14 protein-coding genes are annotated in these 13,441 nt (G+C 62.2%); all 14 read left to right on the top strand.

The window, feature by feature from the left end; translation table 11 throughout:
- The first annotated feature begins 34 nt into the window (after window positions 1-34).
- The 14 genes from rpoC to rplP all read left to right on the top strand — a co-directional run bounded on the left by rpoC (window position 35) and on the right by rplP (window position 13,440).
- Complete coding sequence (gene rpoC, locus U5817_RS22395; RefSeq protein ID WP_169127212.1) at window positions 35-4,261, top strand: DNA-directed RNA polymerase subunit beta'; 4,227 nt, start codon at window positions 35-37, stop codon at window positions 4,259-4,261.
- A gap of 131 nt (window positions 4,262-4,392) precedes the next feature.
- Complete coding sequence (gene rpsL, locus U5817_RS22390; protein ID WP_018987817.1) at window positions 4,393-4,770, top strand: 30S ribosomal protein S12; 378 nt, start codon at window positions 4,393-4,395, stop codon at window positions 4,768-4,770.
- A gap of 32 nt (window positions 4,771-4,802) precedes the next feature.
- Window positions 4,803-5,273: a 30S ribosomal protein S7 gene (rpsG, locus tag U5817_RS22385; RefSeq protein WP_018987818.1), complete on the top strand. Its 471-nt coding sequence runs from the start codon at window positions 4,803-4,805 to the stop codon at window positions 5,271-5,273.
- A gap of 107 nt (window positions 5,274-5,380) precedes the next feature.
- On the top strand, window positions 5,381-7,480 hold the full coding sequence (gene fusA, locus U5817_RS22380) for an elongation factor G (protein WP_407278863.1): 2,100 nt from the start codon (window positions 5,381-5,383) through the stop codon (window positions 7,478-7,480).
- 25 nt (window positions 7,481-7,505) lie between these two features.
- Window positions 7,506-8,696 carry an elongation factor Tu gene (tuf, locus tag U5817_RS22375; protein WP_169127209.1) on the top strand — a complete coding sequence of 397 codons (1,191 nt, stop codon included), beginning with the start codon at window positions 7,506-7,508 and terminating at the stop codon, window positions 8,694-8,696.
- 63 nt (window positions 8,697-8,759) lie between these two features.
- Window positions 8,760-9,071 (top strand): 30S ribosomal protein S10, encoded by a 312-nt coding sequence (gene rpsJ, locus U5817_RS22370; protein WP_018987821.1) that lies wholly within the window; start codon window positions 8,760-8,762, stop codon window positions 9,069-9,071.
- 115 nt (window positions 9,072-9,186) lie between these two features.
- Window positions 9,187-9,831, top strand: a complete 645-nt coding sequence (rplC, locus tag U5817_RS22365; RefSeq protein WP_169127207.1) for a 50S ribosomal protein L3 — start codon at window positions 9,187-9,189, stop codon at window positions 9,829-9,831.
- Between the two features lie 11 nt (window positions 9,832-9,842).
- Window positions 9,843-10,463, top strand: coding sequence for a 50S ribosomal protein L4 (rplD, locus tag U5817_RS22360; RefSeq protein ID WP_026295627.1), 621 nt, complete (start codon window positions 9,843-9,845; stop codon window positions 10,461-10,463).
- On the top strand, window positions 10,460-10,765 hold the full coding sequence (gene rplW / locus U5817_RS22355; protein ID WP_169127203.1) for a 50S ribosomal protein L23: 306 nt from the start codon (window positions 10,460-10,462) through the stop codon (window positions 10,763-10,765). The genes rplD and rplW overlap by 4 nt, the downstream gene beginning before the upstream one ends.
- A 5-nt stretch (window positions 10,766-10,770) precedes the next feature.
- Window positions 10,771-11,598: a 50S ribosomal protein L2 gene (gene rplB, locus U5817_RS22350; RefSeq protein WP_169127201.1), complete on the top strand. Its 828-nt coding sequence runs from the start codon at window positions 10,771-10,773 to the stop codon at window positions 11,596-11,598.
- A 10-nt stretch (window positions 11,599-11,608) separates the two neighbouring features.
- Window positions 11,609-11,884: a 30S ribosomal protein S19 gene (gene rpsS / locus U5817_RS22345; protein ID WP_053420931.1), complete on the top strand. Its 276-nt coding sequence runs from the start codon at window positions 11,609-11,611 to the stop codon at window positions 11,882-11,884.
- A gap of 9 nt (window positions 11,885-11,893) precedes the next feature.
- Window positions 11,894-12,223: a 50S ribosomal protein L22 gene (gene rplV / locus U5817_RS22340; protein WP_018987827.1), complete on the top strand. Its 330-nt coding sequence runs from the start codon at window positions 11,894-11,896 to the stop codon at window positions 12,221-12,223.
- Window positions 12,224-12,232: 9 nt separating this feature from the next.
- Window positions 12,233-13,027, top strand: coding sequence for a 30S ribosomal protein S3 (rpsC, locus tag U5817_RS22335; RefSeq protein WP_407278862.1), 795 nt, complete (start codon window positions 12,233-12,235; stop codon window positions 13,025-13,027).
- Window positions 13,027-13,440: a 50S ribosomal protein L16 gene (rplP, locus tag U5817_RS22330; RefSeq protein WP_050418483.1), complete on the top strand. Its 414-nt coding sequence runs from the start codon at window positions 13,027-13,029 to the stop codon at window positions 13,438-13,440. The genes rpsC and rplP overlap by 1 nt, the downstream gene beginning before the upstream one ends.
- Window position 13,441 lies beyond the last annotated feature (1 nt).

Here is a 13,441-nt window from a genome sequence, read left to right as displayed (position 1 = left end):
GAATGCCCACGAAGCCACCCGGACGGAGTGATTTATGAAAAGCCTGCTCGCTGACCTGTTCAAGCAAACCCTGCCGAACGAAGACCAGTTCGACGCAATCACCATCGGCCTCGCATCGCCGGACAAGATCCGCTCGTGGTCCTACGGCGAGGTCAAGAAGCCCGAGACCATCAACTACCGCACCTTCAAGCCCGAGCGCGACGGCCTGTTCTGCGCCAAGATCTTCGGGCCGGTGAAGGATTACGAATGCCTGTGCGGCAAGTACAAGCGTCTCAAGCATCGCGGCGTGATCTGCGAGAAGTGCGGCGTCGAGGTGACGCTGTCGAAGGTGCGCCGCGAGCGCATGGCGCACATCGAACTCGCGAGCCCGACCGCGCACATCTGGTTCCTGAAGAGTCTTCCCAGCCGCCTCGGCATGGTGCTCGACATGACCCTGCGCGACATCGAGCGCGTGCTGTACTTCGAAGCCTTCGTCGTCGTCGAGCCCGGCATGACCCCGCTCAACCGCGCCCAACTGCTCACCGAGGACGACTACCTCGCCAAGGTCGAGGAGTACGGTGACGAGTTCGACGCGCTTATGGGTGCCGAGGGTATCCGCGGCCTGCTGCGTACGCTCGATGTCCAGCTCGAGATCGAGAAGCTGCGCGGCGACCTCGAGACGACCAACTCGGAAGCCAAGATCAAGAAGTTCTCCAAGCGCTTGAAGGTGCTCGAGGCCTTCCAGCAGTCGGGCATCAAACCCGAATGGATGATTCTCGAGGTTCTGCCGGTGCTGCCGCCGGACCTGCGTCCGCTCGTGCCGCTGGACGGTGGCCGCTTCGCGACCTCCGACCTCAACGACCTGTATCGCCGCGTCATCAACCGCAACAACCGCCTCAAGCGCCTGCTCGAGCTCAAGGCGCCCGAGATCATCGTGCGCAACGAAAAGCGCATGCTGCAGGAAGCCGTCGACTCGCTGCTCGACAACGGCCGCCGCGGCAAGGCGATGACCGGTGCGAACAAGCGTCCGCTGAAGTCCCTTGCCGACATGATCAAGGGCAAGGGCGGCCGCTTCCGTCAGAACCTGCTGGGCAAGCGCGTCGACTACTCGGGCCGTTCGGTCATCGTGGTCGGCCCGCAGCTCAAGCTGCATCAGTGCGGCCTGCCGAAGCTGATGGCGCTCGAGCTGTTCAAGCCCTTCATCTTCAACAAGCTGGAGCTGATGGGGCTGGCGACGACCATCAAGCAGGCGAAGAAGATGGTCGAAAGCCAGGAACCGGTGGTGTGGGACATTCTCGAAGAGGTGATCCGCGAGCATCCGGTCATGCTGAACCGCGCGCCGACCCTGCACCGCCTCGGTATCCAGGCCTTCGAGCCGGTGCTGATCGAGGGCAAGGCGATCCAGTTGCATCCGCTCGTCTGCGTCGCGTTCAACGCCGACTTCGACGGTGACCAGATGGCCGTCCACGTACCGCTGTCGCTCGAGGCGCAGATGGAAGCGCGCACGCTGATGCTGGCGTCGAACAATGTGCTCTCGCCCGCCAACGGCGAACCGATCATCGTGCCCTCGCAGGACATCGTTCTCGGTCTCTATTACGCCACCCGTGAAGGCGTGAACGCGCTGGGCGAGGGCATGGCGCTGTCGGATGTCGGCGAACTCAAGCGCGCCTACGAGTCCAAGCAGCTCTCCCTGCATGCCCGCGTGTCGGTGCGCCTGAAGGAAATCGAAGTCGGCGCCGACGGCGAGCGCCGCGAGAAGATCACCCGCTACAACACCACTGCGGGCCGCGCGATGCTGTCGGAAATCCTGCCGCCCGGACTGCCGTTCAGCGTGATCGATAAGCCGCTGAAGAAGAAGGAAATCTCGAAGCTCATCAACGCGTCGTTCCGTCGCTGCGGCCTGAAGGAGACGGTCGTGTTCGCGGACAAGCTGATGCAGTTCGGCTTCCGTCTTGCGACCCGTGCCGGCATCTCGATCGCGGTCAAGGACATGCTCGTGCCGACCCTGAAGGACTCGCTGATCCACGCGGCCGAGCAGGAGGTCAAGGAGATTGCCCGCCAGTACACCTCGGGTCTCGTGACGGACGGTGAGCGCTACAACAAGGTCGTCGATATCTGGGGCCGTGCCGGCGACCAGGTGGCCAAGGCGATGATGGACCAGCTCGGCCAGGAAGATGTCGTCAATCGCAAGGGCGATACGGTCAAGCAGGAGTCCTTCAACTCCATCTACATGATGGCGGACTCGGGAGCGCGCGGTTCCGCTGCGCAGATCCGTCAGCTCGCCGGCATGCGCGGCCTGATGGCGAAGCCGGACGGCTCGATTATCGAGACGCCGATCACGACCAACTTCCGCGAAGGCCTGAACGTTCTGCAGTACTTCATCTCGACGCACGGTGCCCGTAAGGGTCTGGCCGACACCGCGCTGAAGACCGCTAACTCCGGTTACCTGACGCGTCGTCTGGTCGACGTCACCCAGGATCTGGTCGTCACCGAAGACGATTGCGGCACGCGCGACGGCTTCGTGATGAAGGCGCTCATCGAGGGCGGTGAAGTCATCGAGCCGCTGCGTGAGCGTATCCTCGGCCGCGTTTGCGCCGAAGATGTCGTGAATCCCGACTCGCAGGAGACGGTGATCGAAGCGGGCACGCTGCTCGACGAGAATGCCGTCGATCTCATCGAGAGCCTCGGCATCGACGAGGTGAAGGTTCGCACCGCGCTGACCTGCGAAACGCGCTACGGCCTGTGTGGCAAGTGCTACGGTCGCGATCTGGGTCGCGGAAACCTCGTGAACGTCGGCGAGGCGGTGGGTGTCATCGCCGCTCAGTCGATCGGCGAGCCGGGCACCCAGCTTACGATGCGTACCTTCCACGTGGGTGGTGCGGCGTCGCGGGCCGCAGCAGCCAGCGGCGTCGAGTCGAAGTCGGCCGGTACCGTCCGTTTCGCGGGCAACATGCGCTACGTTTCGAATGCTAAGGGCGAGAAAGTCATCATCGCCCGCTCCGCGGAGATCGTCGTTGCCGACGACATGGGGCGCGAGCGCGAGCGGCACAAGCTGCCGTACGGCGCGACCCTGCTCGTCGACGATGGCGGCACGATCAAGGCCGGCGTCATGCTCGCGACCTGGGATCCGCACACCCGTCCGATCGTCACGGAATACTCCGGTACCGTGAAGTTCGAGAACGTCGAGGAAGGCGTCACCGTCGCGAAGCAGATCGACGAAGTGACGGGCTTGTCGACCCTCGTCGTGATCGACGGCAAGCGCAAGGCGGGTTCCTCGTCCAAGGGCGTGCGCCCGCAGGTCAAGCTCCTCGACGAAAACGGCGAGGAAGTGAAGATCGCCGGCACCGACCATTCCGTGGCGATCACCTTCCAGGTCGGCTCGCTGATCACCGTCAAGGACGGCCAGATCATCGGCGTCGGCGACATTCTCGCCCGTATTCCCCAGGAATCGGCAAAGACCCGCGACATTACCGGCGGTCTGCCGCGTGTGGCGGAACTCTTCGAAGCCCGTCCGCCGAAGGATGCCGGCGTGCTCGCCGAATACACGGGTACCGTGTCGTTCGGCAAGGACACCAAGGGCAAGCAGCGTCTCGTGATCACCGAAGCCGATGGCACGGCGCACGAGTTCCTGATCCCGAAGGACAAGCACGTGATGGTGCACGATGGCCAGGTCGTCAATAAGGGCGAACTGATCGTCGATGGTCCGGCGGACCCGCACGACATCCTGCGCCTGCAGGGGATCGAGGCGCTGGCGCGCTACATCATCGACGAAGTCCAGGACGTGTATCGTCTGCAGGGCGTGAAGATCAACGACAAGCACATCGAGGTCATCGTTCGTCAGATGCTGCGTCGCGTGGTCATTACCGACGCGGGCGATACCAAGTTCATCCGCGAGGAGCAGGTGGAACGGTCGGAAGTGCTCGACGAAAACGACCGCGTGGAAGGCGAAAGCAAACTCCCGGCGCAGTACCAGAACGTCCTGCTGGGTATCACGAAGGCTTCGCTGTCGACCGATTCGTTCATCTCCGCCGCGTCGTTCCAGGAGACGACGCGCGTGCTGACCGAAGCGGCCATCATGGGCAAGCGTGACGAACTGCGCGGGCTCAAGGAAAACGTCATCGTCGGCCGGCTCATTCCCGCCGGTACCGGCATGGCGTACCACCGCAACCGCCGGGCGCAGTCGGCGGGCGAGGATCTCGCAGCCGAGCATGCATGGGCGGCGATGCAGGAACAACCGTCGGAAGTGCCCGACGGCGTCTCGCAAGATGTGCAAGCCGGTTGACTTTTGCCGGCTTGTCGGGATAACATCCGGCCTCTTTTTGTGGACTGACCAATCGTAGTCAGCCTCAGCCGGAATCAACCGCCCGGGGCGGCCTTTGGGCCCGTCCCGGTATAATGGAAAATTCTCAAGCTATGCCAACAATTAATCAGCTCGTCCGCAAGCCCCGGCAACTTGCAGTCGTCAAGAGCAAAGTGCCGGCGCTCGATGCATGTCCGCAGAAGCGCGGCGTCTGCACTCGCGTCTATACCACCACGCCGAAGAAGCCGAACTCCGCGCTGCGTAAGGTCGCGAAGGTTCGCCTGACCAACGGCTTCGAGGTCATCTCGTACATCGGTGGTGAGGGCCACAACCTCCAGGAGCACTCGGTGGTCCTGATTCGTGGTGGTCGTGTGAAGGACTTGCCGGGTGTGCGCTATCACATCGTGCGCGGTTCGCTGGACCTGCAGGGCGTCAAGGATCGCAAGCAGTCGCGCTCGAAGTATGGCGCCAAGCGTCCGAAGAAATCCTAATTGTCGGCATTCAGAAATAGCTAGAGGTTGTCATGCCCCGTCGTCGCGAAGTACCCAAGCGTGAAATTCTGCCGGATCCGAAGTTCGGCTCGCAGGACGTTTCCAAGTTCATCAATGTGATCATGCAGTCCGGCAAGAAATCGGTTGCCGAGCGCATTGTCTATGGTGCTTTCGAGCACATCTCGGGCAAGGCCGGGAAGGACCCGCTGGAGGTCTTCTCGTCGGCGGTTGCGAACGTCAAGCCGGTGGTCGAGGTCAAGAGCCGTCGCGTTGGTGGTGCAAACTACCAGGTTCCGGTCGAAGTGCGTCCGTCTCGCCGTATGGCGCTGTCGATGCGCTGGCTGCGCGAAGCTGCGCGCAAGCGTGCCGAGAAGTCGATGGCCCAGCGTCTCGCCGGCGAACTTCTCGAGGCCGCCGAAGGTCGTGGCGCCGCGATGAAGAAGCGCGAGGAAGTGCATCGCATGGCCGAGGCAAACAAGGCCTTCTCGCACTACCGCTTCTAAGCAGATTCGGATGGCGGTTAATCGGGCCCTGGCAAGGGCTCGATTGTTTTGTAACAAGACACTTGGACTTTCGCGCCTGGCGCGAATTCTGGAAGGCAGGATAAACCGTGGCTCGCAAGACTCCCATTGAGCGCTACCGCAACATCGGTATCTCCGCTCACATCGACGCCGGCAAGACAACGACGACCGAGCGCATTCTTTATTACACCGGTGTGAACCACAAGATCGGTGAAGTTCATGATGGCGCTGCGACCATGGACTGGATGGAGCAGGAGCAGGAGCGGGGTATCACCATCACCTCGGCCGCGACGACCTGCTTCTGGAAGGGCATGGACCTGTCGTTCCCCGAGCACCGCTTCAACATCATCGACACCCCGGGACACGTGGATTTCACGATCGAGGTCGAGCGCTCGATGCGCGTCCTCGATGGTGCGTGCATGGTCTACTGCGCTGTCGGTGGTGTTCAGCCGCAGTCCGAGACCGTGTGGCGCCAGGCGACCAAGTACAAGGTGCCGCGTCTCGCGTTCGTGAACAAGATGGATCGCCAGGGTGCGAACTTCTTCAAGGTGTACGAGCAGATGCGTACCCGCCTGAAGGCGAACCCGGTGCCCATCGTGATTCCGATTGGCGCCGAAGAGTCGTTCGCGGGTGTCGTCGACCTCGCTCGGATGAAGGCGATCTACTGGGATGAAGCCAGCCAGGGCATGAAGTTCGAGTACCGCGACATTCCGCCTGAGCTGCAGGCTGATGCCGAAGAGTGGCGTGAGAAGATGGTCGAAGCGGCTGCCGAGGCCAGCGAGGAGCTCATGAACGAGTACCTCGAGAATGGCGATCTGTCGGTCGAGAAGATCAATGCCGGTCTGCGTCAGCGCACCATCGCGTGCGAGATTCAGCCGATGCTGTGCGGCACCGCGTTCAAGAACAAGGGCGTGCAGCGCATGCTCGACGCGGTTATCGAGCTGCTGCCGTCGCCGGTCGACATTCCGCCGGTTGCAGGCACTGATGACGACGAAAAGCCGGTCGTGCGCAAGGCGGATGACTCCGAGAAGTTCTCGGCGCTGGCGTTCAAGCTGATGACCGACCCGTTCGTCGGCCAGCTGACCTTCGTGCGCGTGTACTCCGGTGTTCTGCAGTCGGGCGAGACCGTGCTGAACTCGGTCAAGGGCAAGAAGGAGCGCATCGGTCGCATCCTGCAGATGCACGCCAACGAGCGCCACGAGATCAAGGAAGTGCTCGCCGGCGACATCGCTGCGTGCGTGGGCCTGAAGGAAGTGACCACGGGTGAAACCCTGTGCGACCCGAGCGCGCCGATCATCCTCGAGCGCATGGTCTTCCCGGATCCCGTGATTCACGTCGCGGTCGAGCCGAAGACCAAGGGTGACCAGGAAAAGATGGGTATCGCGCTGGGCCGTCTGGCTGCAGAAGACCCGTCCTTCCGTGTCCGTACCGACGAGGAGTCGGGCCAGACCATCATCTCGGGGATGGGCGAGCTGCACCTCGAGATCATCGTCGATCGCATGAAGCGCGAATTCAACGTCGAGGCGAACGTCGGCGCGCCGCAGGTGGCATATCGCGAGGCGATCCGCAAGGCGGTCGAGCAGGAAGGCAAGTTCGTCAAGCAGTCCGGTGGTCGTGGCCAGTTCGGTCACGTCTGGATCAAGCTCGAGCCGAACGAAGCCGGCAAGGGCTACGAATTTGTGGATGCGATCAAGGGTGGTGTGGTTCCGCGTGAATACATCCCGGCGGTCGACAAGGGTTTGCAGGAAACCCTCCCGAACGGCGTGCTGGCCGGCTTCCCGGTCGTCGACGTGAAGGTCACGCTGTTCGATGGCTCGTACCACGACGTCGATTCGAACGAAAACGCGTTCAAGATGGCGGCGTCGATGGCGTTCAAGGACGCGATGCGCAAGGCCAGCCCGGTTCTGCTGGAGCCGATGATGGCGGTTGTGGTCGAGACCCCCGAGGACTACATGGGTAACGTCATGGGCGACCTGTCCGGCCGTCGCGGCATCGTGCAGGGCATGGATGATCTGCCCGGCGGGATGAAGGAAGTGAAGGCAGAGGTTCCGCTGGCCGAGATGTTCGGTTATGCCACCCAGCTGCGTTCGCTGTCGCAGGGGCGCGCGACCTACTCGATGGAATTCAAGCACTACTCCGAGGCGCCCAAGAGCGTTGCGGAGGCAGTGATCAGCAATCGTAGCAAGTAACAGAACTCAAGCGAGGATTCTCACAATGGCTAAAGGCAAGTTTGAGCGGACGAAACCGCACGTAAACGTTGGGACGATCGGCCACGTTGACCATGGCAAGACGACCCTGACCGCAGCGATCACGACGATCCTGTCGTCGAAGTTTGGCGGCGAGGCGAAGGCCTACGACCAGATCGACGCGGCACCGGAAGAGAAGGCGCGCGGCATCACGATCAACACCGCGCACGTCGAGTACGAGACCGCCACGCGTCACTACGCCCACGTTGATTGCCCGGGCCACGCCGACTACGTGAAGAACATGATCACCGGCGCCGCGCAGATGGACGGCGCGATCCTGGTCGTGTCGGCCGCTGACGGCCCGATGCCGCAGACCCGCGAGCACATCCTGCTTGCCCGTCAGGTCGGCGTGCCGTACATCATCGTGTTCATGAACAAGTGCGACATGGTCGACGACGCCGAGCTGCTCGAGCTCGTCGAGATGGAAGTGCGCGAGCTGCTGTCGAAGTACGACTTCCCGGGCGACGACATCCCCATCGTCAAGGGCTCCGCGCTCAAGGCGATCGAAGGCGACAAGGGCGATCTGGGCGAAGGCGCGATCATGAAGCTGGCCGAGGCACTCGACAGCTACATCCCGACGCCCGAGCGCGCGATCGACAAGCCCTTCCTGCTGCCGATCGAAGACGTGTTCTCGATCTCGGGTCGTGGCACCGTCGTCACGGGTCGTGTCGAGCGCGGCATCGTCAAGGTTGGCGAGGAAGTCGAAATCGTCGGCATCAAGCCCACGGTCAAGACCATCTGCACCGGCGTCGAAATGTTCCGCAAGCTGCTCGACCAGGGTCAGGCGGGCGACAACGTCGGCGTGCTGCTGCGCGGCACCAAGCGTGAAGACGTCGAGCGTGGTCAGGTCCTGTGCAAGCCGGGCTCGATCAAGCCGCATACCCACTTCACGGGCGAAGTGTACGTGCTGTCGAAGGAAGAGGGTGGCCGTCACACCCCGTTCTTCAACAACTACCGTCCGCAGTTCTACTTCCGTACGACCGACGTGACCGGTTCGATCGCGCTGCCGGAAGGCACCGAGATGGTCATGCCGGGTGACAACGTGTCGATCACGGTCAAGCTGCTGGCCCCGATCGCCATGGAAGAAGGTCTGCGCTTCGCGATCCGCGAAGGTGGTCGCACCGTTGGCGCCGGTGTCGTCGCCAAGATCATCGAGTAATTTTCTCGCTCAACATCCCCGGGGCGAGTGCCCCGGGGTTTTTGCTCTTTTAAGGACTGCAACATGCAAAACCAGAAGATTCGTATCCGCCTCAAGGCTTTCGACTACCGTCTGATCGATCAGTCGGCGCTCGAGATCGTCGACACCGCGAAGCGTACCGGTGCCGTCGTTCGCGGTCCTGTGCCGCTGCCGACCCGGATCGAGCGCTTCGACCTTCTGCGTTCGCCGCACGTCAACAAGACTTCGCGCGACCAGTTCGAAATCCGCACGCACCAGCGCCTGATGGACATCATCGATCCGACCGACAAGACCGTCGATGCGCTGATGAAGTTGGACCTGCCGGCCGGTGTCGACGTCGAGATCAAGCTGCAGTAAGTCTTCCGCCCTTGCGGAGTGTCAAAAAAGGCCGGTATAATCCGGCCTTTGCGCCTTTTGGTGCAATTCATGTGATAGGGCCCGGTCAATCGTAACCGGGGATCAGGAGAAAAAAATGAGTCTAGGCCTTGTAGGACGCAAGGTTGGCATGACTCGCATTTTTGCCGAGGACGGTCGTAGTGTCCCGGTGACGGTGCTTGACGTTGCCAATAATCGCGTTACCCAAGTCAAGACGCCTGAAAGCGACGGCTATGCCGCGGTTCAGGTGGCTTTCGGCAAGCGCCGTGCGAGTCGCGTCAATAAGGCGCTCGCCGGGCATCTCGCCAAGGCTGGCGTCGAAGCCGGTCACACCCTTCGCGAATTCACTGTCGAGCCGGCACAGCTGGCTAGCCTGAAGGCAGGCGACGTGATCAGCGTGGAGCTCTTTGCGGTCGGTCAGAAGGTCGATGTGACCGGTACCTCGATCGGCAAGGGCTTCTCGGGTGTCATCAAGCGTCACAACTTCTCGTCGAACCGTGCCTCGCACGGTAACTCGGTGTCGCACAACACGCCGGGTTCGATCGGTATGGCGCAGGATCCGGGTCGCGTTTTCCCGGGCAAGCGCATGGCCGGCCAGTACGGCAATGTGACCCGCACGACGCAGAGTCTCGAAGTGGTCCGCGTCGATGTCGAGCGTCAGTTGCTCCTGGTCAAGGGGGCTGTGCCGGGTTCGAAGGGCGGCGACGTGATCGTCCGTCCGGCCGTCAAGGCCCGTGGCTGAGCGAGGACGTGATGGAACTTAAAGTATTGAACGATCAGGGTGTGCAGGCGGCGACGCTGCAGGCTTCTGACGCGCTCTTCGGGCGCGACTATAACGAGGCGCTGATCCACCAGGTCGTCGTTGCCTACATGGCGAACGCACGCTCGGGTAATCGTGCGCAGAAGGGGCGTTCCGAGGTCCAGAAGTCGACCCGCAAGCCGTGGCGTCAGAAGGGTACGGGTCGTGCTCGTGCCGGTATGGCGTCGAGCCCGTTGTGGCGCGGTGGTGGTCGTATCTTCCCGAATTCCCCGGAAGAGAATTTCTCGCAGAAGCTGAACCGCAAGATGTATCGCGCCGGCGTTGCTTCGATCCTGTCCCAGTTGGCGCGCGAAGACCGTCTGGCTGTGGTCGAGAATTTCAGTGTCGAGGCGCCGAAGACCAAGCTTCTGTCGCAGAAGCTGAAGGGCATGGGGCTGGATTCCGTGTTGGTGATCACGGATCAGTTCGATGAGAACCTGTTCCTGTCGTCGCGTAACCTGCACAAGGTGCTGGTGCTCGAGGTCAGCGAGACGGATCCGGTGGCTCTGGTTCACTACGATCGCGTGATCGTGACCAAGGGTGCGCTGGCCAAGATGGAGGAGGCCTGGCAATGAGCGGATTTAGCCAAGAGCGTCTGATGCAGGTGCTGCTCGCGCCCCAGATCTCCGAAAAGGCGACCTTTATCGCCGACAAGAACGAGCAGGTTGTCTTCAAGGTCGCCTCGTGCGCGACCAAGCCCGAGGTCAAGGCTGCGGTCGAGTTGCTCTTCAAGGTCGAGGTCAAGTCGGTCCAGATCGCGAACGTCAAGGGCAAGGTCAAGCGCTTCGGCAAGACGATGGGTCGCCGGAAGGGCTGGAAGAAGGCATTCGTTTGCCTCAAGCCTGGCCAGGAAATCAACTTCGCGGCCGGGGAGTAATAGTCATGGCACTGGTAAAACTCAAGCCTACGTCTGCCGGCCGTCGCGCGATGGTCAAGGTGGTGAATGCGGATCTCTACAAGGGTCGTCCGCTCGCATCGCTGGTCGAGAAGCAGTCGAAGAACGCCGGCCGTAACAACAACGGCCACATCACCGTTCGGCACAAGGGTGGCGGTCACAAGCAGCATTACCGCCTCGTTGATTTTCGTCGCAACAAGGATGGTATCGCTGCGCGCGTCGAGCGCATCGAGTACGATCCGAACCGTTCGGCGAACATCGCCCTCGTCTGCTACGCCGACGGCGAGCGTGCATACATCATCGCCCCCAAGGGTCTGGAAGTCGGTGCTCAGGTGATGAGCGGTGCCGAGGCTCCGATCAAGCCGGGCAATGTCCTGCCGATCCGCAACATTCCTGTCGGCTCGACGATTCACTGCGTCGAGATGATGCCGGGGAAGGGTGCGCAGATCGCGCGCGCCGCCGGCACTTCGGTGCAACTCCTGGCGCGTGAAGGCGCCTATGCCCAGATTCGTCTGCGCTCGGGCGAGGTTCGCCGCGTGCATGTCGAGTGCCGTGCCGCGATCGGCGTGGTGGGCAACGAAGAGCATGGTCTGCGCAAGATCGGCAAGGCCGGTGCAAACCGCTGGCGTGGTATCCGCCCGACCGTTCGCGGTGTGGCGATGAACCCGGTTGATCACCCGCACGGCGGCGGCGAAGGCCGTACCGGCGAGGGCGGCGTTCCGCGCAGCCCGTGGGGTCAGCCTGCGAAGGGTTATCGCACGCGCAGCAACAAGCGCACCGATACCATGATCGTGCAGCGTCGTCACAAGCGTTAAGGGGTAACAGATGGCACGTTCAATCAAAAAAGGCCCGTTTGTCGACGCGCACCTCCTGAAGAAGGTCGACGCCGTTCGGGCGAGCAACGACAAGCGTCCGATCAAGACGTGGTCGCGCCGTTCCACGGTGCTGCCTGACTTCGTCGGTCTCACGATCGCGGTGCATAACGGCCGCCAGCACGTTCCGGTGTTTGTCTCCGAGAACATGGTCGGCCACAAGCTGGGCGAGTTCGCGCTGACCCGTACGTTCAAGGGTCATGCCGCGAGCAAGAAGGCGAAGAGGTAAGGAGTCACCATGGAAACCAAAGCAATCCTCCGCGGTGTTCGCCTGTCGGCCCAGAAGGGCCGGCTGGTTGCGGACCAAGTGCGGGGCAAGCCGGTTGATCAGGCCCTGAACATTCTCGCCTTCTCGCCGAAGAAGGGTGCGCAGATCATCCGCAAGGTCGTCGAGTCGGCGATCGCGAACGCCGAACACAACGATGGCGCAGACATCGACACCCTCAAGGTGAAGACGATCTACGTCGAGGAAGGTACGTCGCTGAAGCGGTTTACGGCGCGGGCAAAGGGGCGTGGCAATCGCATCCTGAAGCCGACCTGCCATGTCTACGTGACCGTCGGGGAGTAAGGGGTAAATATGGGTCAGAAAATTCATCCGACCGGATTCCGTCTGGCGGTCACCCGTGACTGGAGCTCGCGCTGGTTCGCTTCGAGCCGCGACTACTCCAAGATGCTGCACGAGGACATCAAGGTCCGCGACTTTCTGAAGAAGAAGCTCGCGCACGCGTCGGTTGGTCGCATCGTGATCGAGCGCCCGGCCAAGAACGCGCGAATCACCTTGTTCAGCGCGCGTCCCGGTGTCGTCATCGGCAAGAAGGGCGAAGACATCGAGCTGCTGAAGCGCGAACTGCAGAAGATCATGGGCGTGCCGGTGCACGTCAATATCGAGGAAGTTCGCAAGCCCGAAGTGGACGCGAAGCTCATCGCCGATTCGATCGCCCAGCAGCTCGAGAAGCGCATCATGTTCCGTCGTGCGATGAAGCGCGCGATGCAGAACGCCATGCGCCTCGGTGCCCAGGGAATCAAGATCATGAGCGCGGGCCGTCTGAACGGGGCCGAAATTGCCCGTACCGAGTGGTATCGCGAGGGCCGTGTGCCGCTGCATACGCTGCGTGCCGACATCGACTACGGTGTTTCCGAAGCGAGCACCACGTACGGCATCATCGGCATCAAGGTCTGGGTTTACAAGGGCGAGATGCTGGGCCGCAACGAGCGTCCGGTGGTCGTCGAGAATGAAAACGAGGCTCGCCGTGGCCGTCGCGGTGCGCCGCGCGGTGCCGAAGGTGGCGAGGGCCGTCCCGGTCGCCGTCCCGCTCGTCGCGGTGGTGCTGAGGGCCAGGCCAAGCAGCCGCAAGAAAGCAGGGGTGAATGATGCTTCAGCCGACGAGAAGGAAATACCGTAAGGAGCAGAAGGGCCGCAACACCGGCGTGGCAACGCGCGGTGCGAAGGTCAGCTTCGGCGAATTCGGTCTCAAGGCAATCGGCCGTGGTCGGCTGACTGCCCGACAGATCGAATCGGCACGACGTGCGATGACGCGCCACATCAAGCGGGGCGGTCGCATCTGGATCCGGATTTTCCCGGACAAGCCGATCTCGAAGAAGCCTGCCGAAGTCCGTATGGGTAACGGCAAGGGCAACCCGGAATACTGGGTCGCCGAGATTCAGCCCGGCAAGGTGCTGTACGAGATGGATGGTGTCGATGAGGCGTTGGCGCGCGAAGCGTTCCGCCTTGCAGCTGCGAAGCTGCCGCTCGAGACCGTGTTTGTTCACCGTCAACTGGGGTGAT

It is taken from the genome of Aromatoleum evansii (assembly GCF_045689615.1).
Lineage (GTDB): Bacteria > Pseudomonadota > Gammaproteobacteria > Burkholderiales > Rhodocyclaceae > Aromatoleum > Aromatoleum evansii.
The sequence above is the reverse complement of the archived record's forward strand: the minus strand, read 5'-3'. Positions and strand labels throughout refer to the sequence as shown.